The sequence below is a fragment of the Bacillus sp. AR13-1 genome (assembly GCF_008042285.1).
Taxonomy (GTDB): domain Bacteria; phylum Bacillota; class Bacilli; order Bacillales; family Bacillaceae_G; genus Bacillus_A; species Bacillus_A mycoides.
The window spans coordinates 403356-427891 of record NZ_QNUA01000007.1 but is presented as its reverse complement, the minus strand read 5'-3'; the positions used below and the strand labels follow the sequence as shown (position 1 = coordinate 427891).

The following is a 24536-nucleotide window of genomic DNA, read 5'->3' as shown; positions in this document are numbered from 1 at the left end:
AGTTTTATCGTGAGTGCTTGTTGAGTGGTCTTCTTCTGACTTTGAAGTTGTTTGTTCGTTCATGGGTATTTGTAATTTGAATTCCTTTATCAAAATTTGTCCTGTATCTGTTTTTGTTAAACAGTATATACGATAAATAAAATGTCGGAGAAATTAGATGAATCTATATAAAAGTCAAACTGCAATTTTTTAAGTAGTAGAAGGATTGAAAAAGAGAAAAAGATGATAATAGCTGTCAAACAAGTTTTAGTAAAGTGGCTTAATGACATTGAATAGTAGAATCTTTGTCATAGTATGCTTGTACCAGGATCTATCTATTTTTAATTTTATAGGAGGATAACATAAAATATGTATTTAAAAAGAGTTACTTCGATTTTTTCGATTATAATGATTTTTATGTTTACTATAGGTCAAAGTCTTTTACCTATAGTAGCAAATGCACAAGAGCTAAACACAGCAGGACTTGTGGATAGTTTTCAGATTGGTAAAACAAATCTAAGTACCACAGAAAGGACTAAAGTAACTGTAAACTTCAGTGAAAAAGATGGACTTAGGCTGAAGCCTGGAGACACACTAACATTAACACTGCCTCCAGAGTTAAAAGGATTAAATAGCGAGTTTCTATTAAATGACTATGGTACTTGTAAAGTTACAGCAGGTACTGTGGTATGTACATTTAATGATAAAGTGGATACATATGAAAATATTCAAGGGTATTTAAACTTTTTCGTGGAAGCTACTAATGTAGGAACGGATCAAAAGAAAGAGATTGAAACCAATTTTGGTACAACTGTAGATAAGCAGTCTGTAACAATTACCGGTCCAAGTAGTGGTGGTGGCACAGATCCTGGAAAGCCACCGTTTTTTTATAAAACTGGTGATATGAACTCAGGTAAGGACAATGAAGTACGTTGGTTCTTGAATATAAATTTAAATAAAGAAGAGTTAAGTCGTGATATTGTTGTGACTGATAATTTACAGGAAGGTCAAACACTTAATAAGGATAGTTTCTATATAAGTGTAGATGATTATCTAGGTCGTCGATCTTTAACGCTACAAGAGTTTGAAAAGCAAGGTTACGGAACGATTACCTTTACTGGAGACAGATCATTTAAAGTTATGCTTAATAAGGATAAAGCACGTCTTGCTGCCTTTACGATTGGTTATACATCTACTATAACGGAAGCTGGGAAGAAGCAAGAGTTTTTTAAGAATGATTATACGATTGATTACCAAGTCCTAAACAAAGAACCAGTTACTGAATCGGGTACTCATCCAGTCGAAAATATGACAGCTGGTGGTGGTGCTACTGGTAACAAGGTTCCAAAAGGAAAGCTGAAAATTGTTAAACATATTGAAGGAAATAAAGAAAAAGTAATTCCGAATGTTTCGTTTAAGTTGTATAAAGAGTCTGGTGAACAAGTTGGGGGCGAATATAAAACAAATGAAAAAGGGATAGTTGAAACTCCTCAATTATCACCAGGTAAATATTATGTACAAGAGGTTTCAGCTCCAGACTATATTGATTTCGATCCTCAGAAAAAAGTAGAGTTTGAAATAAAATCAGATGATGAAAATGGAGTCGAACTGGATATTCCAAATAAAGTGAAAACTACATCTGTTTCAGGAACGAAGATGTGGAAAGGCGATAACGAGAAAGATCGTCCAAGTTCAATCAAAGTAGAATTACTACAAAATGAGAAAATAGTAGACACAAAAGAAGTAACAGCGGCAGATGGTTGGAAATACAAATTTGACAACCTAGCAGTCTATGATGCAAATGGAGTGGCGTACAAGTATGAAGTAAAAGAACAACCGATAGATGGATACACAACAGAAGTAAATGGTTATGACATTACAAATACAAAAGTGGTACAAACAACCAAAGTAGAAGGAACGAAAACATGGAAGGACGGAAATGCGGAAAATCGTCCGAATATGATTAAAGTAGACTTACTACAAAATGGCCAAGTAATCGCAACGCAAGAAGTAACAGAAGCAAGCGGTTGGAAGTATGAGTTCAAAGATTTAGCGGCATATGATGCCGAAGGTAAGGCATATAAGTATGAAGTGAAAGAACAAGCAGTAGATGGATATCAAACAGAAGTAAAAGGTTATGACATCACGAATACAAAAGTAGGCAAGACGAAAGTAGAAGGAACGAAAACGTGGAAGGATGATAATGCGAAAGATCGTCCGACGATGATTAAAGTAGACTTACTACAAAATGGCCAAGTAATCGCAACACAAGAAGTAACAGAAGCAACAGGTTGGAAATATGAATTCAAAGATTTAGCGGCATACGATGCCGAAGGTAAGGCATACAAGTATGAAGTGAAAGAACAAGCAGTAGACGGATATCAATACGAAGTAAAAGGTTATGACATTACAAATACAAAAGTAGGTCAAACAAAAGTAGAAGGAACGAAAACGTGGAAGGATAACAATTCACCGGATCGTCCGAAAACAATCAAAGTAGACTTACTACAAAACGATAAAGTAATCGCAACGCAAGAAGTAACAGAAGCAAGCGGTTGGAAGTATGAATTCAAAGATTTAGCGGCATATGATGCCGAAGGAAAAGCGTACAAGTATGAAGTGAAAGAACAAGCAGTAGATGGATATCAATCCGAAGTAAAAGGATATGACATTACGAATACAAAAGATGCAAAAACAACAGTAGCAGGAACGAAAACTTGGAATGACAACAATGCATCAGATCGACCAACAACAATCAAAGTAGACTTATTGCAAAATGGCAATGTAATTCAAACACAAGATGTAACAGAAGCAACCAGTTGGAATTATACATTTGCAGACTTAGCACGATATGATGCAAATGGTGTTCCTTATACGTACACAGTAAAAGAGCATCCAGTAGCGGGATACAAATCGGAAGTAAATGGCTACAACATTACAAACACAAAAGTAGCAAAATTGACAGTAGAAGGAACAAAGACGTGGAAAGACGGAAATGCAATAGACCGTCCGGCAATGATCAAAGTAGACTTACTACAAAACGGTAACGTAATCAAAACACAAGATGTACTAGCAGTAATGGGTTGGAAATATATATTTGCAGATTTAGAAGCATACGATGCGAATGGAGTAGCTTATCAGTATGAAGTGAAAGAACAACCGATTGCGGGATATAAATCTAGCGTAAGCAGTTATGACATCACGAATACAAAAGTAGGCGAAACGAAAGTAGAAGGAACAAAGACTTGGAACGATAACAACGCAACAGATCGTCCGACGATGATTAAAGTAGATTTACTACAAAACGGTAAAGTAGTAGACACAAAAGAAGTAACAGAAGCAACAAATTGGAAGTACACATTTGAAAACCTACAAGCATACGATGCAAACGGAGTAGCTTACGAGTATAAAGTGAAAGAACAAACAGTAGATGGATATAAATCGGAAGTCAAAGGTAATGACATCACAAATACAAAAGTAGGCGAAACGAAAGTAGAAGGAACGAAAACGTGGAAGGATGATAATGCGAAAGATCGTCCGACGATGATTAAAGTAGACTTACTACAAAATGGTAAAGTAGTAGACACAAAAGAAGTAACAGAAGTAACAAATTGGAAGTACACATTTGAAAACCTACAAGCATACGATGCAAACGGAGTAGCTTACGAGTATAAAGTGAAAGAACAAGCAGTAGACGGATATCAATCGGAAGTAAACGGTAATGACATCACGAATACAAAAGTAGGCAAAACAAAAGTAGAAGGAACGAAAACGTGGAAGGATGATAATGCGAAAGATCGTCCGACGATGATTAAAGTAGACTTACTACAAAATGGCCAAGTAATCGCAACGCAAGAAGTAACAGCGGAAAAAGGTTGGAAATATGAATTCAAAGATTTAGCGGCATATGATGCCGAAGGTAAGGCATACAAGTATGAAGTGAAAGAACAAGCAGTAGACGGATATCAAACAGAAGTACATGGTTATGACATCACGAATACTAAAGTTGGTCAAACAAAAGTAGAAGGAACGAAAACGTGGAAAGACGATAATGCGAAAGATCGTCCAAATATGATTAAAGTAGACTTACTACAAAATGGCCAAGTAATCGCAACACAAGAAGTAACAGAAGCAAGCGGTTGGAAATATGAATTCAAAGATTTAGCGGCATATGATGCCGAAGGTAAGGCATACAAGTATGAAGTGAAAGAACAAGCAGTAGACGGATATCAAACAGAAGTAAAAGGTTATGACATCACGAATACAAAGGTTGGTCAAACAAAAGTAGAAGGAACGAAGGTGTGGAAGGATGGAAACGGTGAAGGGCGTCCAGAAACAATCAAAGTCGACCTACTACAGAATGGCAAGGTAATCGATACAAAAGAAGTAAGCGCAGCAAGCGAATGGAAATATGCGTTTACAGATTTAGCGGCATACGATGCCGAAGGCAAGGCATATAAGTATGAAGTGAAAGAACAAGCAGTAGACGGATATCAAACAGAAGTAAAAGGTTATGACATCACGAATACAAAGGTTGGCAAAACAAAAGTAGAAGGAACGAAAACATGGAAAGACGATAATGCGAAAGATCGTCCGGAAATGATTAAAGTAGACCTACTACAAAATGGTACAGTGATTGCGACGCAAGAAGTAAGTAAAGCAACAGGCTGGAAATACGAATACAAAGATTTAGCGGCATATGATGCCGAAGGTAAGGCATACAAGTATGAAGTGAAAGAACAACCAATCGACGGATACAAATCCGAAGTAAAAGGTTATGACATCACGAATACAAAGATTGGTCAAACAAAAGTAGAAGGAACGAAGGTATGGAAGGACGGAAACGGTGAAGGGCGTCCAGAAACAATCAAAGTCGACCTACTACAAAATGGCAAGGTAATCGATACAAAAGAAGTAAGCGCAGCAAGCGAATGGAAATATGCGTTTACAGATTTAGTGGCATACGATGCCGAAGGTAAGGCATATAAGTATGAAGTAAAAGAACAACCAGTAGACGGATATCAATCCGCAGTCAAAGGATATGACATTACGAATACAAAAGTAAGCAAGACGAAAGTAGAAGGAACGAAAACATGGAAAGACGATAATGCGAAAGATCGTCCAACAATGATTAAAGTAGATTTACTACAAAATGGTAAAGTAGTAGACACAAAAGAAGTAAGCAAAGCAACAAATTGGAAGTACACATTTGAAAACCTACAAGCATACGATGCAAACGGAGTAGCATACAAGTATGAAGTAAAAGAACAAGCAGTAGACGGATATCAAACAGGAGTACATGGTTATGACATCACGAATACTAAAGTTGGTCAAACAAAAGTAGAAGGAACGAAAACGTGGAAAGACGATAATGCGAAAGATCGTCCGACGATGATTAAAGTAGACTTACTACAAAATGGCCAAGTAATCGCAACACAAGAAGTAACAGAAGTGACAGGCTGGAAATATGAATTCAAAGATTTAGCGGCATACGATGCTGAAGGTAAGGCATATAAGTATGAAGTGAAAGAACAAGCAGTAGATGGATATCAATCCGCAGTCAAAGGATATGACATCACAAATACAAAAGTAGGCGAAACGAAAGTAGAAGGAACAAAGACTTGGAACGATAACAACGCAATAGATCGTCCGAAAGCAATTAAAGTAGACTTACTACAAAATGGTAAAGTAGTAAACACAAAAGAAGTAACAGCAGCAACAAATTGGAAGTACACATTTGAAAACCTACAAGCATACGATACAAACGGTGTAGCTTACGAGTATAAAGTGAAAGAACAACCGGTAGACGGATACAAATCTAAGGTAAACGGTAATGACATCACAAATACAAAAGTAGGCCAAACAGAAGTAGAAGGAACGAAGACATGGAAAGACGATAATGCGAAAGATCGTCCTTCAATGATCAAAGTAGACTTACTACAAAATGGCCAAGTAATCGCAACACAAGAAGTGAGCGCAGCAAGCGAATGGAAATATGCGTTTAAAGATTTAGCAGCATATGATGAGAATGGTGTAGCTTACAAGTATGAAGTGAAAGAACAAGCAGTAGACGGATATCAATCAAAAGTCAAAGGTAATGACATCACAAATACAAAAGTAGGCCAAACAAAAGTAGAAGGAACGAAGACATGGAAAGACGATAATGCGAAAGATCGTCCTTCAATGATTAAAGTAGACTTACTACAAAATGGCCAAGTAATCGCAACACAAGAAGTGAGCGCAGCAAGCGAATGGAAATATGTGTTTACAGATTTAGCGGCATATGATGCTGAAGGAAAAGCATATAAGTATGAAGTGAAAGAGCAACCAGTAGATGGATATCAATCCGAAGTCAAAGGATATGACATCACGAATACAAAAGTAAGCCAAACAAAAGTAGAAGGAACAAAAATGTGGAAAGACGATAATGCGAAAGATCGTCCGAAAGCAATTAAAGTAGACTTACTACAAAGCGGTAAAGTGATTGCGACGCAAGAAGTAAGCAAAGCAACAGGCTGGAAATATGAATTTAAAGATTTAGCAGCATATGATGCAGACGGAAAAGCATACAAGTATGAAGTGAAAGAACAAGCAGTAGACGGATATCAAACAGAAGTACATGGTTATGACATCACGAATACAAAGGTTGGTCAAACAAAAGTAGAAGGAACGAAAACGTGGAAAGACGATAATGCGAAAGAACGTCCTTCAATGATTAAAGTAGACTTACTACAAAGTGGCCAAGTAATCGCAACACAAGAAGTGAGTACAGAAAGTGATTGGAAATATGAATTTAAAGATTTAGCAGCATATGATGCTGAAGGTAAGGCGTACAAGTATGAAGTGAAAGAACAACCAGTAGCGGGATACAAATCCGAAGTAAATGGTTATGACATCACGAATACAAAAATCAAGGACGAACCAGGTGTAGATCCAAAAGATCCAAGCACAGATCCAAAAGATCCAAGCACAGATCCAAACACAAATACAGACAAAAATAGCGATTCAAAAGTTCCACCTAATAAAGAAAATGATAAGCCAACATTACTTCCTAACACAGGAGGAACATCAGCAGAAATGATTTCAATTCTTGGAGGTATGGTATTGTTCCTTTTAGGTGGAATTCTATTCGCTCGTCAGCGAATAGAATAATAAAAAAGCTTTAGATTATTGATTACATCGTAATCTGAGTAGCAGATAAATTAAAAAATTACTATTGATATTGCTCCCTTTAGGTAAGTATTCAAAAACACTTCACGATAAAGTGAAGGGAAGAATGCAACCTGAAGGGTTTTTTTTATAGAAAAAAGAGAACAGTTTCAAGTTGGACTCAATCAGCGGCCCAATAATATGGTCAGCTTTCATAGAGATAAGCGGCTCTAAAGCGATAATAAAACTGCAAGAATAATTTTTTCATAATGGAAGAGCCTCTTTATTAGATGTACTCACTATTATTACAATTTTTATTCTACATGGTAGTACTATGTAATGGATATTTTATTATGATTATATTGCAATTTTTATTATACATGATAAGTTGTGTAATAAATATGTTATTATGCATATATTTGAATTTTTTATTCTATATGGTAATGCCATGTAATAAATATGCCTTTTTACATATTTATTTTTCCTTAATAAAAAGCTACCGATTAATCGGTAGTTTGAAATAGTGTTAAGCGGCTTTTTGTCCTGTTTTCACGGTAGGTTGAAGGCTATTATAGACACCTGTACCAATGACCTCTAATGCCATTTTCATACGTTCTGGTGAAATGTTCTCAAATACGTTATCTTGAGGCGTGTGATATACCTTTTCGATATGATAGATTAATGGATTCCAACTATCGACGCCCATCCAAATAAATAGTGCAGAAGGGATACCCACTTCAGCAAATGGTACGTGATCACTAGAGCCAAATTTTCCTTGAAGAACGAGGTTATTATTTAATTGTTTACCTGCTTGTAAGGCAGCATCTGTTACAAGGTTTGTAGAACCATCAGGAGTCATAGCATATAAATTTTTTGCTTTATCATAATTTGTTGCAACCATGTCTGCGTTAAAGACACCTAAAATTCGATCACGTTCCTTTTGGGACAGACTATTAACATAATAATCAGAGCCAAGTAAGCCAGTTTCCTCAGAACCAAAAGCAATAAAACGAATTTCTTTATCAGTTTCTACATTTTGAAAAGCACGAGCCAGTTCTAATACTAATCCTGTACCAGAAGCATTATCATTTGCCCCAGGTGCTCCAACGACACTATCGTAGTGTGAACTTACAACGACGGCCTTTTCATTACCTGTACTATTTTTTGGTTTCTTTTTAGCGATGACATTTAAGGATGTTAAATTAGATTCATGTCTCGCTTTTAGGGAAAGAATTGTTGTCTCTTTTTTAGCGATTTCTTCTTTAAATGCATTTCCTTGAGCATAAGCAAGACCGAAGACAGGGATAGCCTGTTTTTTAGTTAAGCGAGGATTGAAAGTTTGTCCATAGTTTCCGCGTCCGCCAATTAAGCTGTATAAAAGAACACCTTTTGCCCCTTTACTAACAGCATTTTCAACCTGTTTATTATAATCTGCTACTGTTGCACCTCTTTCGAATAAAACAATTTTTCCGTTTACCTCATTTGGAATATCGTCTAATTTTGTACCACCTTGAACAAAGATAAGTGGAGCTGTAACAGCTTCTGTAGAAATTAGTGCATTTGGAGCAGCACCAGCTTGCCAATTACGCTTTGTCCCTAATGGTGATTCGATAAATCCAACGTATTGATCCGGCACTTGAAAGGGCTGATACTCTACTTCATATCCCATTGATTTAAGCTTCATACCAACATAGCGAGAAGCCCATTCTTCTGATTTTGTACCACCTGGACGGGGACCGATTGTTTCGGATAAGAAACGGATATGCTCGATGGCGCGGTTTGCATCAACTTGTTTTGTAATAGGTGGAGTCTGTGTAATTCCTGACGTGGAATCAGCTTTTGCTTGTCCGATTGGAGCTAAGCTAACGGCGAGTGATACAGCAAGCAAGGAGCTTACTATTTTTTGTTTCAGTGATTTTCTCATTTTTTCCTCTCCCATTCTTCTATTCTCTCTGACTGACAAAAGAAGACGGTTAACGACTTTATTTTACCTTTATATGTATGAATTTTCAATAAATGTATGTTGAGAAATAAAAAACGCTATATGCATATTTGCATATTTTTAGCGGAGATATGTATGCTATCATTTTAAATGAAGGATCGCTTTCTGTTTGGAAGGCTCCTACATTGCATGAATCTAGTGTACCCAAACTTTAGATTATGTAGGGAAAAGAGATCCGTTATAGGATTTCTTTTCTTTTGTTTGAATCATGTGATGATAACTATGTTTCCGCATTTCATAATTATCATCAGTGATATATGTAAGGCATCCATATGAAAATACGAGGCTGTTCAAGAGTTTTCCGTACTTTTGGACAGCCTCACCCCGTTAAAAAGGTGATACTTTGATGTATCACCTTTTTATTTTTATAAGCTTTCTGTTTATGGGGATGTTACATAATCAAAAACAGCCGCTTTAGTAGAAGGAATCTACAAAACGGCTATTTTTGATTATAGTTGAGTTAAAATAATTGGCTCGCCACGAGTGACGACAACTGTATGTTCACATTGTGCAACAAGGCTTTTATCTGGTGTAACGAATGTCCAACCATCATCACCGCGCTCAATGATATGATCAGCTTTCATAGAGATGAATGGTTCTACAGCGATAACAAGGCCGTCTTTTAGAAGCGCATTATCCATTGGATCATAGTAGCTTAAAATGTGGTTTGGAGCTTCGTGTAAGCTAAGACCAATACCGTGACCAGTTAAGTTTTGGATTACATTATATCCATTTTTATGTGCAAAGTTAGAAACAGCACGACCAATTTGATTTTGTTTTGAGCCAGCTTTTACTTTTTTCATTGCTTCCCAAAATGAGTCTACTGCTGCTTGGCAAAGTTTTTCTTTTTCTTCATCGTCGCCAAGAACAAATGAGATACCTGTATCTGCATAATATCCGTCAAGTGCTGCTGATACGTCTACGTTTACTAAATCGCCTTCTTTTAATACGCGATCGCTTGGAATGCCGTGAGCAACTTCTTCGTTTACACTAATGCAAGTTACACCTGGGAATTTATATTCTTTTTCAGGCGCTGAAATAGCACCGTGCTCATCTAATACTTTTTTACCAATTAAATCAAGCTCTTTCGTTGTCATACCTGGCTTCGCTTGTTTTTTCATTTCTTCGCGTGCAAGTGCAACGATGCGGCCGATTTTTCGTAAACCTTCTAAATCTTGTTCATTACGAATAATCATGAAAACCACTGTCCTTCCTCGAATATATGTCTTATCCGATTGTATCATGTTTGTTTTTGTACTGCTACTCGCATGCGGTATGCAGGCTGATTCCTCTCATAAAGAATACATGACAATTGTCATATGGATGTCATGACGCATCATACTGTTTCCTAACTTTTCCAACGCATACAATGTAAATATAAGAAACGGCGGGGGTGGAGAGATGGAAAAGATTATTGAAGTAAATGGTGTTTCTAAAACATTTAAACATAAAAAAGCAGTAAATAACGTTTCATTTCATGTAAATAAAGGGCAAATAGTAGCATTACTCGGCCCAAATGGTGCGGGGAAAACAACGACAATTTCAATGATGCTCGGATTAAAAGATCCGACAGAAGGGAATGTTTCGATATTTGGAAAGAGCCCGAAGCATAGAGATGTTCGTAATAGCCTCGGTGCGATGTTGCAAGAAGTAAGCGTTATTGACAGCATCACAGTAGAAGAGGCAATTGAGTTATTCCGTAGTTATTATACGAATCCAGTAGCGAAAGAAACATTACTTCAGCTATCGAATTTAGAATCAGAGCGAAAGCAAAGATGTGAAAAGTTATCAGGTGGTCAAAAGAGAAGGTTGAATTTTGCACTCGCACTTGCGGGAAATCCAGATTTATTATTTTTAGATGAACCAACTGTAGGGATGGACATTACGTCTCGAAAAGTGTTTTGGGAAACGATTCGAAAGTTAGCAAGTGAAGGGAAAACGATTATTTTAACGACGCACTATTTAGAAGAAGCAGATGCGTTAGCGGACCGTATTTTATTATTCGCAAACGGAAAAATTATCGCAGATGGTACGCCGGATGAAATGAAAGCGACGATTTCTCGAAAAACGATCTCGTTTTATTCAAAAGAAAGTATCCCTACGGGCCTGCTAAAGGAATTGCCGAATGTAACAGGAGTACAGTCAAATGAGGGGCGGATTATTTTAACAACGGAGGATACCGATGCCACGTTACAAGCAATTTATCAAAAGAACTTACCTGTAACAGATATTTCAGTTGAACGTGGAAGTCTCGATGAAGCATTTGAACAGTTTGTCGCAAATCAGAAGGGGGAAATCGCATGAGAGCACTATGGATGCAATGTAAAATAGAGGTTTTACGTACGTTCCGCAATAAATTATTCATCTTTTTCTCATTATTAATGCCAGTTATGTTTTATTACATCTTTACAAATGTTATTCAAGTCCCGCAAAACGGAGATGCATGGAAAGCACATTATTTAATTTCAATGGCGACTTTCAGTATTGTAGGGACTGCCCTTTTTAGTTTCGGTGTGAGACTTTCTCAGGAAAAAGGGCAAGGATGGACACATTTGTTAAAAATTACACCGCTTCCAGAGGGCGCATATTTAGCAGCTAAAATTATTGCTCAAACAGTAGTGAATGCTTTTTCAATCTTAGTTATTTTTATGGCAGGAATATTAATTAATAATGTTGAGTTGACGATAGGCCAATGGATTGGTGCAGGATTATGGCTATTACTAGGCGTGACACCATTTTTAGCCCTTGGAACAGTAATAGGTTCAATTAAGAAGGCGGATGCAGCAGCTGGTTTAGCCAATATTTTAAATATGAGTCTAGCTGTAATTGGCGGGTTATGGATGCCAATTGAAGTGTTCCCGAAAATATTAAGATCTATCGGTGAATGGACACCAACATACCACTTTGGAAGCGGTGCATGGGACATTGTAGCTGGAAAATCGATTGGGTGGGAAAATATCGCGGTACTAGGAGGTTATTTCCTTATATTTGTTGTAGTATCAATATATATAAGAAAAAGACAGGAAGCGGTATAAATGATAGAGAAGAAGAGGTTTGAAGTTTTTCCGAAACAGATGGGTTTCTTCCCATATATGTGGCTCGTGTATTTATTATTTCCAATCTATAATTTAACGCAAGTATCAGGATGGAAGCTTGTAATAGGGATCGGTATGTTGATAGTCTTCACCGTCACATACCGTCAACTTTATTTTGTTAACAAAACGTTCATTTTGTGGGCGTGTATTCAAATGGTGCTCACATTCTCATTTGCTTTATTTTATAATCCCTTCATGATATTGTTCGGATATTTTACGGCGAGTGCGATGGGATTTGCGCCAAGTAAGAAGGCATTTCGTGTGTTGTTATGTTTATTAGTTGTAATGCTTGGAGCTTTTATATTTGTAAATGTTAATCAACTAACAATCCCGAGTTTAGTGAATATCGTTCCGATGTTTATTTTAATGCTTCTTACGCCATTTGGAATGCGTAATTTTAATCAGAAAAAGATGTTAAGGAATCAACTAAACGAAGCAAACGAACAAATTAAAGACTTAGTAAAACGTGAGGAACGGCAGCGAATCGCAAGAGATCTTCATGATACGTTAGGGCATACGTTATCCCTTATTACTTTAAAAAGTCAGCTTGTGGAGAAACTGATTGTGAAGAATCCAGAACGCGCAAGTATAGAGGCGAAGGAGATTACACAAACATCTCGTACAGCTTTAAAACAACTGCGCGAGTTAATTTCGGATATGCGTATGATTACAGTGGAAGAAGAACTTGAGCAAATAAAAGCGATTTTGCAAGCAGCCAATATTGAATTGGAAGTAAAGCAAGAGGCTAATTCTAGTTCGCTATCGCCAATTGAGCAAAATATTTTAGGTATGTGTTTACGTGAAGCTGTTACGAATGTCGTGAAACATAGTAAGGCAAAGGCATGTACAGTTTCTATATTAGAATCACAAGGTGAATTGATTTTAAAAGTAGAAGATAATGGCGTCGGTTTAGAGGAGCGAAATCATGATGGAAACGGCATTCGTGGTATGAAGGAACGAATTGCCTTAATTGACGGTCTAGTGGAACTAGATACGGTTAATCCAGGGACACTGTTAACAGTGAAAGTTCCAATTGTAATTAGAACAGGAAAAGATGAGGTGAGGGCATGATTCGAATTATTATTGCAGAAGATCAACGAATGCTTCGTGGTGCATTAGGAGCCCTGCTTGATCTAGAAGATGATATTGAAGTGGTTGGGCAAGCGGCGAATGGTGAAGAGGCGTTAAAATTAATTGAATCGCTAAAGCCCGATATAAGTATTATGGATATTGAAATGCCAATCCAAAGTGGTTTAGATGTTGCTGAAATTTTAAAGAAAGAAAAATCATCTTGTAAAGTAATGATTTTAACAACATTTGCGCGTCCTGGTTATTTTGAAAGGGCAATGAAAGCTGGTGTGCACGGATATTTATTAAAAGATAGTCCAAGTGAGGATTTAGCTTCGGCAATTCGTAACGTAATGAAAGGGAAACGAGAGATTTCTCAAGAGTTAATGTTTGGCTTATGGCAAGAGCAAAATCCATTATCGGATCGCGAAAAAGAAGTGCTGTTACTTGCGAAAGAAGGAAAGACTGCAAATGAAATTGCGAAGGCACTTTATCTTTCACCTGGCACAGTTCGTAATTACATTTCTGAAGTATTAACGAAGCTCGATGCAAAAAATAGAATTGAGGCAATTACAATTGCGGAAGAAAAGGGATGGATGTGAAAAAGAAGTTTACCTATAATCGGTAAACTTCTTTTTTGCTTATTTTCCTTGTTGTACTTCTACTACTTTACTAATTTTTGCTAGAGCCCTATATCCATGTGCTTGGAAAGCCTTTTCGAATTCTGTTGCTGTCATATTACCATATAAGTCTTTTGCAGCTTGTACAATGTGAGATTGAAGTGATTCAAAATCTTCTGCTGAAGTTGCGTAGTTTTGCAATGCACGCATAACAACTTTACTTACTTTTTCATTTCCTTGTCTTTGAACAGATATACCGTTATACGTTTTACCTTCAGCTAATTGATATAATACATGGCTGATAATTCCAGAATTCACGTGAGATTCTTGATCATTTCCATCATTATAGAAATCTTTTAAGTTTGTGTATAGTTTGTTGCCGCCGTCACCAATTTCCCCTGGGATGTCACGAATTGTTAGACCACCTAACGTATCACCCATAATCCAATTTCCTTTATCTTTCTTTACGTAATATTCTATTTGTGTACCCCAAAAATCTGCTAGACCTTCATTTAGCGCAGATGTTTCAGCACTTGGATATCGCACAATTTTATTTTTCGTCGTACCACTAAATACAGCATGTCCAAATTCATGAGCTGTTACGTCAAGAGCAGAGGTTAATTTTCCATTTAGCCCGTCACCAAAGACCATTTGATTCCAACCTGGATGCCAAAATGCATTTACATAGTTTTCTTTTACACCATCACTAACTTCAGTAGAATCAAATCCGTGGACGCTAGCAACAACTTTTGAGTCTTTATTATCGTAACTTTTCAGATTATGTTCTTTCTTAAAATAGTCGTAAATATCACTCATATTTTTCATAACACCAGCTGCTTCTTTATCTAAGAAGTTAGAGTTATCGCTTGAAATAAGTGTCCCTGGATAACCAGCTTGGCTATCGCCACCAAGGGAATCAGCGTAGTTTGCGTTGTAAATATAAATACCATTTCCGCGGGATAAATCAGCTAAATAAAATTTTCCATCAGAGCCTTTCGCAATATTAAATAATACATTTTCTTGTAGCGCATTTTTCCCAGTTCCTTGTTCTTTCGCTGGTGATAGTTTAGGTGCTGTTACTTGATTAATAGTTTTATTCTCTTTATTTTTAATAAACTTTTCTTGGAAAAGTACTTCACCAGTTTGTAAGTCCATGATTGCATTTCCGTTTATAACTTGTTCATTGTTTTCATAAGTAAATGTAAGGACCGTTGCGTATGTATAGTAGCCATCTTTTTTCTTATAAACTACCGTTTCGCTAGAAAATTCTGTTTCTGTCGCATCACTTGGAATTTGAAGTATATTGCGTAATTTAGATTTTACTTCATTTTTCGACAAAAAATTTGTTATAGTAAGATTAAGTTGTTGGTCTAAATTTTGGGCAACTTTACCACTAACAGTTGTAATTACTCCATTTTTATCTACTTTTACAATGAGATCTTGACCATATACTTTATAATTTTTGTATGTTTGTGCAAGGCGTAATTCGGTTTGATTTTCTTTTGTTTCTTTATTTGTAGGTTGAAAATCGACATTCTTTTCAGTAGTAACTTGCTCTTGTTGAGCTTTAGCCCCATTTACCTCACCTTTTAAATACTTTTTAGCAATATTCTCTTTTGTATCGTTTTGAGGTTGTGTTAATTTTCCGATTGTTAAACCAGGCTGAGCAATTTCAACTTTCACTTCATTTTTATCTAATTCTTGAGCGTGAATAGCTTCTGTTGATAAAGGACAAAGAAGACCGAATGTAACGAAAGCACTAGCAAGTTTTCTATAATTCATCTATAACACTCCTAATCTTGTATTGTGTATGTGAGATGAATTGTATGAGGAATTTGCCGAATTTTATATATATTATGCATTATTTCATATCAAAAATTGTCGAATTCACATTATTGTAGTGGTATGACAACTTAAAAAAATTAGATTGTTATAATGGGATGGTGAGTAAGTATGCACGCAGAAAAATTAGGAAGTGAAATAAAGAAAATTAGGGTAATGAGAGGATTAACACAGAAACAACTCTCCGATAATGTATGTCATCAATCGGAAGTGAGCCGAATTGAATCGGGCGCGGTATACCCAAGTATGGATATACTGCAAGGTATAGCAGCAAAATTACAAGTTCCCATTATTCATTTTTATGAGGTACTCATTTATTCCGATATTGAGAGGAAAAAGCTATTTAAAGATAGAATTCAAATGTTGAGTAAGAAGAAACAATATGCTGAAATTTATAGCATTGTTTCAAATGAATTAAAAAAAGAAAAGTTTCATCCAGAATTTAATCAGTTTCTTCTTTGGTACTATTACTTATCTGCATATGTTTTACAGAAAATTAATTTTGAATATTGCATTTTAGAGTTAAAAAAAATTGTACATCAATCATACGGAGGGATAGATGTATTTCAAAATTTATATATTGAAAATTCTATTGCAAGTATTTGTGCAGAAAATAATCAATTAGATAGGGCAATAACTTCATTTCGAGCTATTTTAGAACGGTTAGAATCGCTACATAATAATGAGGCATTCACAGTTAAGGTTCGATACAATTATGCAAAAGCTTTATATTTGAGTGATCAGTTTGAAGAGGCATTGTATCAAGTAAATGAAGCGATTGAAGCTTCTCGGTATATGGGAAGTATGGAATTAATCGGTCAATTGTATTATCAAAAGGGCGAGTGTCTTGAGAAATTAGAGTATTCATCAGATGATATTAAAGAAGTGTATAAAAAAGCGTCTTTCTTCTTTGATTTATTAGATTTACATTCTTACAAAGAGACGTTATTAAAAAAAAAGAAGTATTTAAATTAAAATGATTTGGAATATGTATAGTGGTATATTTCGTAAGTTACATCCACAAAAAGTAATTAAATATCCAAAAAATGGGTATGCATAATTGCATAAGTTGTGGATAAATTTTCATGATATATTAAAAGAAAACGATGTGGGTGATGGAATATGAAAAAACTACTTATTGGTAGTCTATTAACGTTAGCAATGGCATGGGGTATTTCATTAACAGATACAGCTTTAGAGAAAAGCCAAGTAATTTCTCATAATGATCAAGAGGTACAATTAGCTTCAGATTTACCATTTGAACATTAAAAAAACAACCGTCTTACTTAGACGGTTGTTTTTTTGTGGAGTAACCTCCAAACGTCTTTACTAGAAACAGGTTTGCTAAAGAGGAATCCTTGAATGTGGTCACAGTTTTGCTCGTGTAAAAACTTCCATTGTTCTTCTGTTTCTACACCTTCCGCAATAACCTCTAAATTTAATTCTTTTGATAGCGTAATAATGGAAGCGATAATGGCTTCTTCTAAAGGGCTATTTGTAATTCCACAAATAAATTCTCGAGCAATTTTTAATGTATTGATTGGATATTTCGTTAAATAAGCTAAAGAACTATAACCAGTTCCAAAATCATCAATTGAAATTTGAATACCGAGATTTTGAAGTTCTTCTAGTTTAGCAATTACAGAATGATTTTGATTAATCGCGATACTTTCCGTAATCTCAATATCTAGTGCTTCCGGTTTTAGTTCGGTTTCTTCCAAGACTTTTGAAATAGTTGGGATTAAATCTGAACGGTTAAATTGAACAACAGATAAATTCACACCAACCTTTAAGTGAGAAAACCCTTGGTTATGCCACTTCTTTGCTTCTAAGCAGGCTGTACGTAAGATCCAATTACCAAGTTCAATAATAAATCCTGTCTCCTCTGCTAGAGGGATGAATTGGGCAGGTGATACAATTCCGAGTTTTGGGTGTTTCCAACGAATTAACGCCTCGAAACCGATAATTTGTTTTGTTTTTGTGTTTACTTGTGGCTGGTATTCAAGGAAAAATTCATTTTGTTGTAGTGCTTTTGAAAGCTCACCTTCTAGGAAGTGTATTTCATTTTGCGCAATACTCATTTCTTTTGAGAAGAAAACGAATCTGTTTTTTCCATTTGCTTTTGCTCGATACATAGCCATATCTGCATTTTTCATTAATTCGGTTACATCGGTTCCATAGTCAGGGTACATTGCAATTCCGATACTCGGTGTAACAGAAAGTTCTTCATCTTTAATAAAGTAAGGCTTATTTAAGATAGTTAAAATTTGTTCAGCTATAAAAGAAGCACTTTTTTCAGAGTACATATCTGGTAATAGAATCGTAAATTCATCTCCGCCTTGGCGGGCAACGATATCTTTTGAACGTAAACATCCACGTAATCTTTTTGCTACTTCAATTAATAATAAATCCCCGACATCATGGCCGAGTCGATCGTTAATTTTTTTAAATCGATCTAGGTCGAGGAACATAACCGCAACGTCATTAGTGTTGTTTTGAGCTAGATTTAAAATCGTTTTTAAATCTTTTTCGAATTTCCGTCGATTCGGTAGTCCTGTAAGTGCATCATGGAAAGCCATATGCTCTACTTGCTTTTGTTTTTCATATAAAGTTGTAATATCACGTGCTATACCAAACATCCCAACAACTTCTTTATTTATAAAAATAGGGATGAATGTAATGTGAAGGTGATAATAATAGCCTTCTTTTTCTTTTGTACGAATTTCTAGAGTTTGTGGTCTACCTTCTTTTGTAATTTGTAAAGATTTCTTCAATAATTCATGATCTTGTGGATCAATGAAGTGTTGAAGAGAATAGCTTGTTACTTCACAATAATAGGCTGTAAATAAACTTTCACAAGCCTTATTAGATTGTTGAAAAATCCCGTTCATATTTAAAGAAAAAACAGCATCAGGATGATCTTCGAATAAAGATTTATAACGTTGTTCACTTTTTGATAGTGCAGATGCGCCTTCTTCAACTTTACCTTCTAGTTGTGTAGTCAACTGTTCGTACGTATCGATTAATACTTGATTATCTTTCCACATGTAAAGTTGTCGTAGGAATAATAAGATAAGTGATAATACGAGACCGATTAACATGAACTTATCATCCCAAGGTTGAATGACAATAAAGGAAAAAGTAATGATTATACTAAAATAAGGTAATATAAAGCGTACATAATCGAATCGATAATATTTAGTCTTAGTTTCATGTTGCATTGGTTTATCTAAAATGTATAGTATGGACGATAAACCGATTAATAAAATTGAAGCAGTATGTATTAAATAAGAGACTTCAGAAGAAGTTTCCATTCCTGATCTTAACTGGAACAGGTGTATATATCCGTAAACAAGTATGATAGTGAAGCCGACAATTAATGAGATTCTACTAGAAGAATACTGTTCTCTTCTATATAAGCTAATAACGGCGTAAATTACTAATGATTGTGCAATGAAATATCCAATTAAAACCCATGTATCTGTTGTTAACATACGAAAGCTTGAAATGTCTAAAATAAAGGTTAAGGTAAAGTAAATATTCATAATGACAATAAAGATGCTATCGAATGAAAATTGAGCAAGGCCTCTAATAGAGTAATGTTTTATAAACTTTATAGCAAAGCCAGAAAAGAGCAAAATATATTGTATGATGAAGAAAGGCAATGCCTTATATGAGAATATGACTTGATCATATATAGAAAGTGAATGAAGAAATAAAGTTATCTCCATAGCTAATCCACATATACAAGTGCATAGTACTAGAACCCAAAATAGTTTGTCACCGTGCTTCATCTTCTTAATTGCTTTATATAAGCAATAGCAAGAAAAGAGTGCAGCAAAACAAAATAAGAAGAGAATTCCAATTTCTTTTATATTCAAGTCCTTAGGGATAAGGAATATCCAAAGAGAAAATATAATAATATACATCATGACAAATTGTACATATTTTTTTTGATTGATCATATAATGGCTCCGTTTCAATAAAGTTGAATCACAGGGGGAAAATGCTAATTTAAATAATAGCATATAAAACAGGAGCTTTTTTACTATAAGAAATACTTTTTGAAAAAAATAGCGCAACGTTACAATTTACCATTGTATTGTTGCGCCTTTTATTCTTTTCACTCCCCTTATAGAAGAGATTTCATCTATTAACTGAAGAAGTGCTAAATCCTTTTGTTTACTTTCAATCATAATATCGAAATCATGGTCAATTTTTTTTGTAATGTGTAAAAAGGGTTTAATAAACTCTAAATCAATATAATTTGCGTGAGCCCTAAATTCTTTTACGGATTTAGGAGAAGAAATATGAACTTTAGGAAGGACATTTGTATGTGACCAAGTTTTAAATATCATAGGAAGTAATTCTTCTAGCGGTTCATTACAAAGGTTCGCTATGTGGTGATGATAATCGAACACGAAAGGGATTTGCTCTTTTTGACAAATAGCCAAAGTTTCAGAAGTTGTATATGTTTTATCGTCATTTTCAAGAGTCATTTGTCTTTTTACATGGTATGGAAGTTTTTGTATGTTTTCATGAAAACGTTCGATTGCCTTTTCCTTATTTCCATACGCGCCACCTACATGGATATTAATGTAGGAAGAATCTGCAATTCCCATAGCATTTAACACGTTATAATGATAGGTCATATCTGTAATTGCATTAGTTGTAATATGTGGTTTGTCGCTTGTAAATAGTGTGAATTGGTTTGGGTGAAAACTTACGCGTAAATTGTGTTCTTGAATTAATGCTCCTATTTTACGCCATAGTGGAGCAAATATTTGAATGTAATCAAATTCAACTTCAGGATGTGTTGCAAGCGGGACGATAGAAGATGATAAACGATATAATGGAATTTCGTGTGCAATATTGTAATGAAGGATGCGTATTGTGTGTTCTAGATTTTGCAGTGTAACATTATATAATTTATCTTCACGCTCTTGTTTTTTTAGCTTTTTCCAGCTTGTAAATGTCATTGTTTTGGCAGGCGAACAGTCCCATAATGCCGTAGCATGTGAGACATATCCAAATCGAATTATCATATGTGATGCACCTCCTTGGCCCTTGAAATTTCTCTATAAAAAGAACGCGAGTATCGTTCCTATCCATTCCTTTCCTCTATCGATAATGGAGAGGGGATTGACATCTTCAAAGGAAAGTAATAAGGAGCGTTCCAAATCTTCCTCGAATTTACGTTTTACTTCTTGTATGAAATGTTTATCGTATAAAAGGCAATTGATTTCATGGTTAATATATATACTTCTCATATCGAAATTAGCAGTTCCGATATCACAAGTATGATCGTCTACTATAATAATTTTTGCGTGGAAAAATCCTTGCTGAAAAGCGTAAATATTACAACCAGCTTGTATTAACTTTCGGCAATATGGGAATTTTGCTTCTCGAACGAGGGCGTGATCAGCTTTTTGTGGAACGAGAATAGTTATTTGAACCCCACGTTTTCGCGCTTTTAATAATGCATTCATAATTTTTTTTCCAGGAATAAAATATGGTGTACCGATAAAGAGTTCTTTTTTCGCGCTTTCGATTAAATGTAAAAATGTATTTTGTAAATAGGCACCATCAGTAGGGATGAAACGATGTAGAATGGTCCCTGGTTGTTGCATAGGAAAATAAAGAGATGAATCTAATAAATTTTGGTCTGTATCGTCGAGCCAATCATGTAAAAATTGTTTTTGTAAATCTTGTATCCCTTCTCCTGTAAGACGTAAATGATAATCTCGCCATAACCCTAACCTTTGATTATGCCCTAAATATTCTTCGCCAATGTTAAATCCACCAATATAACCAATTTTCCCGTCAATAACTGTAATTTTTCTATGGTTTCTTTGATTTGCAGAAAAGAAAGGAAAAGGAAATTTCACTTTATGACAAAATGAAAAAGAGACACCATGCTTTTGTAGCGAGTAAATCGCTTCTTTTGATAAATAATGACTTCCAAACCGGTCGAGTAAAAGTCTTACTTCAATTCCTTCTTGTGCTTTATCGATAAGTAACTTTAAAAACGTACGACTTATATCATCGTTTTTTACAATGAAAAATAAAACGTGCACATGGTGTTTAGCTTGTTTTATATCAGTAAAGAGAGCATCGTATAGATCATTTCCGTATGTATAAAGGCGAAAATCACTTTGACGTAAAGGGAAAGAACGAGAACGTACACGCTTTAAATGAACAATTCTCCCATATGAAAGGTCGATTGTAATCCAGAGAGCGCTGCCTAATAACAAGAGAGATAAGAAAAACATAAGTAAATTCCCTCCTTCACGGTCTTTTCACCATCAATTTTTTACAAATCAAAATTTCACTGTATCCCGCTATTTGCGGGCAGTAAGACTCCCACCTCGAAATTGGGTTAAAGCAAAGAAGTTGGTTTGGATTCGGACCGCCCATAAAATCCCGATTGGTGAGGGCTAATAATCAGTAGGGAATAAACAGCTCCCTACTGATTAAAGTTTCACTTTATAGTTTCACCGAAATAAACAGCTTTATTAAAAAATGTGTTGTTGTATAACAAAAAACTGTTGACTGAATGCTCACTCATTATATAATGGGAATAGGGGATATAATTCAGAAAATTATATATTTTCGAAGATTCTAAAAAAGAAAGAGAGCTTACAAAGAGAGGGGTAGCATAAAATGAATAGCTTACTAATCATTAATTGGCTGGCTGCCATTGCTGTTATTGCTTATGCGGGGTATTTGTTTGTATATCTTATACGAACAAGGATGGCCTACATACAATTAGGAAAAAAGATTGAATTTGACCGTCGTTTTAAAGAGCGTTGGGATCTTCTTAAGGTCAATGTTTTCGGTCAGAAAAAGCTGCTGAAAGATAAAAAGAGCGGCATCATTCACGTTATGTTCTTTTACGGATTTATTCTTGTCCAATTTGGAGCAATTGACTTCGTTTGGAAAGGACTTGCACCAGGATCGCATCTTCCACTTGGACCACTATACCCTGCATTTACATTCTTCCAGGAAATTGTCACACTCGTTATTTTAATTGCAGTCTTTTGGGCTTTTCATAGACGCTATATTGAAAAGCTTGTTCGTTTGAAACGTAATTTTAAATCAGGCCTTGTTCTTATCTTTATTGGTGGCTTAATGATTTCTGTGCTACTTGGTAATGGAATGGGAATTATATGGCACGGCGAGGAGCTTTCATGGAGTGAACCGATCGCTTCTGCAATCGCTTACGTTTTCTCGGGATTAAATGAAACCGTAGCCATTTCAGTGTTCTATTTCTCTTGGTGGGTGCATTTACTAATTTTGTTAACGTTTTTAGTTTATGTTCCACAATCAAAACATGCGCATTTAATTGCTGGACCAGTTAACGTGTTTTTTGGTCGTCTTTCAAATCCGGGAAAACTTGAAAAAATTGATTTTGAAGATGAAACACAAGAAACATTCGGTGTTGGTAAAATTGAAGACTTTAGACAAAATCAACTTATCGACTTATATTCCTGCGTCGAATGTGGTCGTTGTACAAATATGTGTCCGGCAACAGGAACAGGGAAAATGTTATCACCGATGGATTTAATTTTAAAACTTCGTGATCATTTAACTGATAAAGGCGCAGCGGTAACATCAAAAGCACCGTGGGTTCCAGTTGTTGCTTTTAATAATACACAAGGAAATCAGTTAGCGATGATGGCAGCTGGAAAAGGACAACAAGAATCAGCGGCTACAGCGCTAGCGTACGACCCAAGTTTAATCGGAGACGTTATTACAGAAGAAGAGATTTGGGCATGTACAACGTGCCGTAACTGTGAGGACCAGTGCCCAGTTATGAATGAGCATGTTGACAAAATTATTGATTTACGCCGCTATCTCGTTTTAACAGAAGGAAAAATGGACGCGGAAGCGCAGCGTGCAATGACAAACATTGAGCGTCAAGGTAATCCGTGGGGACTGAACCGTAAAGAGCGTGAAACATGGCGCCAAGGTGACGATGAAGTAACAGTTCCAACTGTAAAGGAGAAATCAAAAGCTGGCGAAGAGTTTGAATACTTATTCTGGGTTGGATCAATGGGTTCGTATGACAATCGCAGTCAGAAGATTGCGATATCATTTGCGAAGCTAATGAACGAAGCAGGCATTTCATTCGCAATTCTTGGTAATAAGGAAAAGAACTCTGGTGATACACCGCGCCGCCTTGGAAATGAATTTGTATTCCAGGAAATGGCGACTAAAAATATTGAAGAATTTGAAAAAGCAGGAGTGAAGAAAATCGTTACGATTGACCCTCATGCTTATAACACTTTTAAAAATGAGTACCCGGACTTTGGCTTACAAGCAGAAGTCTATCATCATACAGAATTACTAGCCCAGTGGGTGAAGGAAGGTCGTTTAAAACCTGTCCATTCTATTGAAGAGACAGTTACGTACCATGATTCCTGTTACTTAGGAAGATACAACGAAGTATACGAAGCGCCGCGCGATATTCTAAAAGCAATTCCAGGTGTAAACCTTGTAGAAATGGCGCGTAACCGTGAAACGGGAATGTGCTGTGGTGCGGGTGGCGGCCTAATGTGGATGGAAGAAACGACAGGTTCTCGTATTAACGTTGCTCGTACAGAACAAGCGCTAGCTGTACAGCCGTCAATTATCGGTACAGGATGCCCGTATTGCTTAACGATGATTAGTGACGGCACGAAAGCAAAAGAAGTTGAAGAAACAGTTCAAACTTTGGACGTAACAGAGATTTTAGAACGCTCAGTTATCGGACAGAAGAAAGAAGCAATGTAGTTTGTA

Annotated in this window: 14 protein-coding genes; 8 read left to right on the top strand and 6 right to left on the bottom strand. The window is 35.8% G+C overall.

Annotated elements, in window-relative coordinates:
- Positions 1-396: 396 nt before the first annotated feature.
- Entirely contained in the window at positions 397-7131 is a 6735-nt protein-coding gene (locus tag DN408_RS06565; protein WP_370458375.1) for a Cna B-type domain-containing protein, read from the top strand.
- 523 nt (positions 7132-7654) lie between these two features.
- Here DN408_RS06565 and DN408_RS06560 read toward each other — a convergent pair.
- Both DN408_RS06560 and map read right to left on the bottom strand, forming a co-directional pair.
- The gene (locus DN408_RS06560; RefSeq protein ID WP_078178202.1) at positions 7655-9052 is read right to left on the bottom strand and encodes a M28 family metallopeptidase; all 1398 of its coding nucleotides are present in this window, start codon (positions 9050-9052) and stop codon (positions 7655-7657) included.
- Between the two features lie 527 nt (positions 9053-9579).
- On the bottom strand, positions 9580-10374 hold the full coding sequence (map, locus tag DN408_RS06555; protein ID WP_078178200.1) for a type I methionyl aminopeptidase: 795 nt from the start codon (positions 10372-10374) through the stop codon (positions 9580-9582).
- 157 nt (positions 10375-10531) lie between these two features.
- Between map and DN408_RS06550 the strand changes: the two genes are divergently transcribed.
- From DN408_RS06550 to DN408_RS06535, 4 genes are read left to right on the top strand one after another with little or no spacing between them, the layout of a single operon-like run.
- Positions 10532-11434: an ABC transporter ATP-binding protein gene (locus DN408_RS06550; protein ID WP_002034877.1), complete on the top strand. Its 903-nt coding sequence runs from the start codon at positions 10532-10534 to the stop codon at positions 11432-11434.
- Positions 11431-12165: an ABC transporter permease gene (locus DN408_RS06545; RefSeq protein WP_001202437.1), complete on the top strand. Its 735-nt coding sequence runs from the start codon at positions 11431-11433 to the stop codon at positions 12163-12165. Before DN408_RS06550 ends, DN408_RS06545 begins: the two co-directional genes overlap by 4 nt.
- A complete protein-coding gene (locus DN408_RS06540) occupies positions 12166-13296 on the top strand; it encodes a sensor histidine kinase (protein ID WP_063225624.1) in 1131 nt (376 codons plus the stop codon).
- Positions 13293-13895, top strand: coding sequence for a response regulator transcription factor (locus DN408_RS06535; RefSeq protein WP_002130086.1), 603 nt, complete (start codon positions 13293-13295; stop codon positions 13893-13895). The genes DN408_RS06540 and DN408_RS06535 overlap by 4 nt, the downstream gene beginning before the upstream one ends.
- A 39-nt stretch (positions 13896-13934) precedes the next feature.
- Here DN408_RS06535 and DN408_RS06530 read toward each other — a convergent pair whose 3' ends face one another.
- A complete protein-coding gene (locus DN408_RS06530) occupies positions 13935-15695 on the bottom strand; it encodes a M4 family metallopeptidase (RefSeq protein WP_078178199.1) in 1761 nt (586 codons plus the stop codon).
- A gap of 171 nt (positions 15696-15866) precedes the next feature.
- On the opposite strand from DN408_RS06530, the gene DN408_RS06525 reads away from it, so the two are divergent.
- Together DN408_RS06525 and papR are read left to right on the top strand one after the other, a co-directional pair.
- Positions 15867-16730, top strand: a complete 864-nt coding sequence (locus DN408_RS06525; RefSeq protein WP_002130082.1) for a helix-turn-helix domain-containing protein — start codon at positions 15867-15869, stop codon at positions 16728-16730.
- A gap of 147 nt (positions 16731-16877) precedes the next feature.
- Positions 16878-17024, top strand: a complete 147-nt coding sequence (gene papR / locus DN408_RS06520) for a quorum-sensing peptide PapR (protein ID WP_000734740.1) — start codon at positions 16878-16880, stop codon at positions 17022-17024.
- Positions 17025-17041: 17 nt separating this feature from the next.
- Here papR and DN408_RS06515 read toward each other — a convergent pair whose 3' ends face one another.
- The 3 genes from DN408_RS06515 to cls form a co-directional block, all read right to left on the bottom strand.
- Positions 17042-19720, bottom strand: coding sequence for a DUF4084 domain-containing protein (locus tag DN408_RS06515; protein WP_016121121.1), 2679 nt, complete (start codon positions 19718-19720; stop codon positions 17042-17044).
- Between the two features lie 126 nt (positions 19721-19846).
- Positions 19847-20800 (bottom strand): UV DNA damage repair endonuclease UvsE, encoded by a 954-nt coding sequence (gene uvsE / locus DN408_RS06510; protein ID WP_002130079.1) that lies wholly within the window; start codon positions 20798-20800, stop codon positions 19847-19849.
- 33 nt (positions 20801-20833) lie between these two features.
- Positions 20834-22027 carry a cardiolipin synthase gene (cls, locus tag DN408_RS06505; RefSeq protein ID WP_002089773.1) on the bottom strand — a complete coding sequence of 398 codons (1194 nt, stop codon included), beginning with the start codon at positions 22025-22027 and terminating at the stop codon, positions 20834-20836.
- A 391-nt stretch (positions 22028-22418) separates the two neighbouring features.
- Between cls and DN408_RS06500 the strand changes: the two genes are divergently transcribed.
- Complete coding sequence (locus DN408_RS06500; RefSeq protein ID WP_002130078.1) at positions 22419-24530, top strand: (Fe-S)-binding protein; 2112 nt, start codon at positions 22419-22421, stop codon at positions 24528-24530.
- Positions 24531-24536 lie beyond the last annotated feature (6 nt).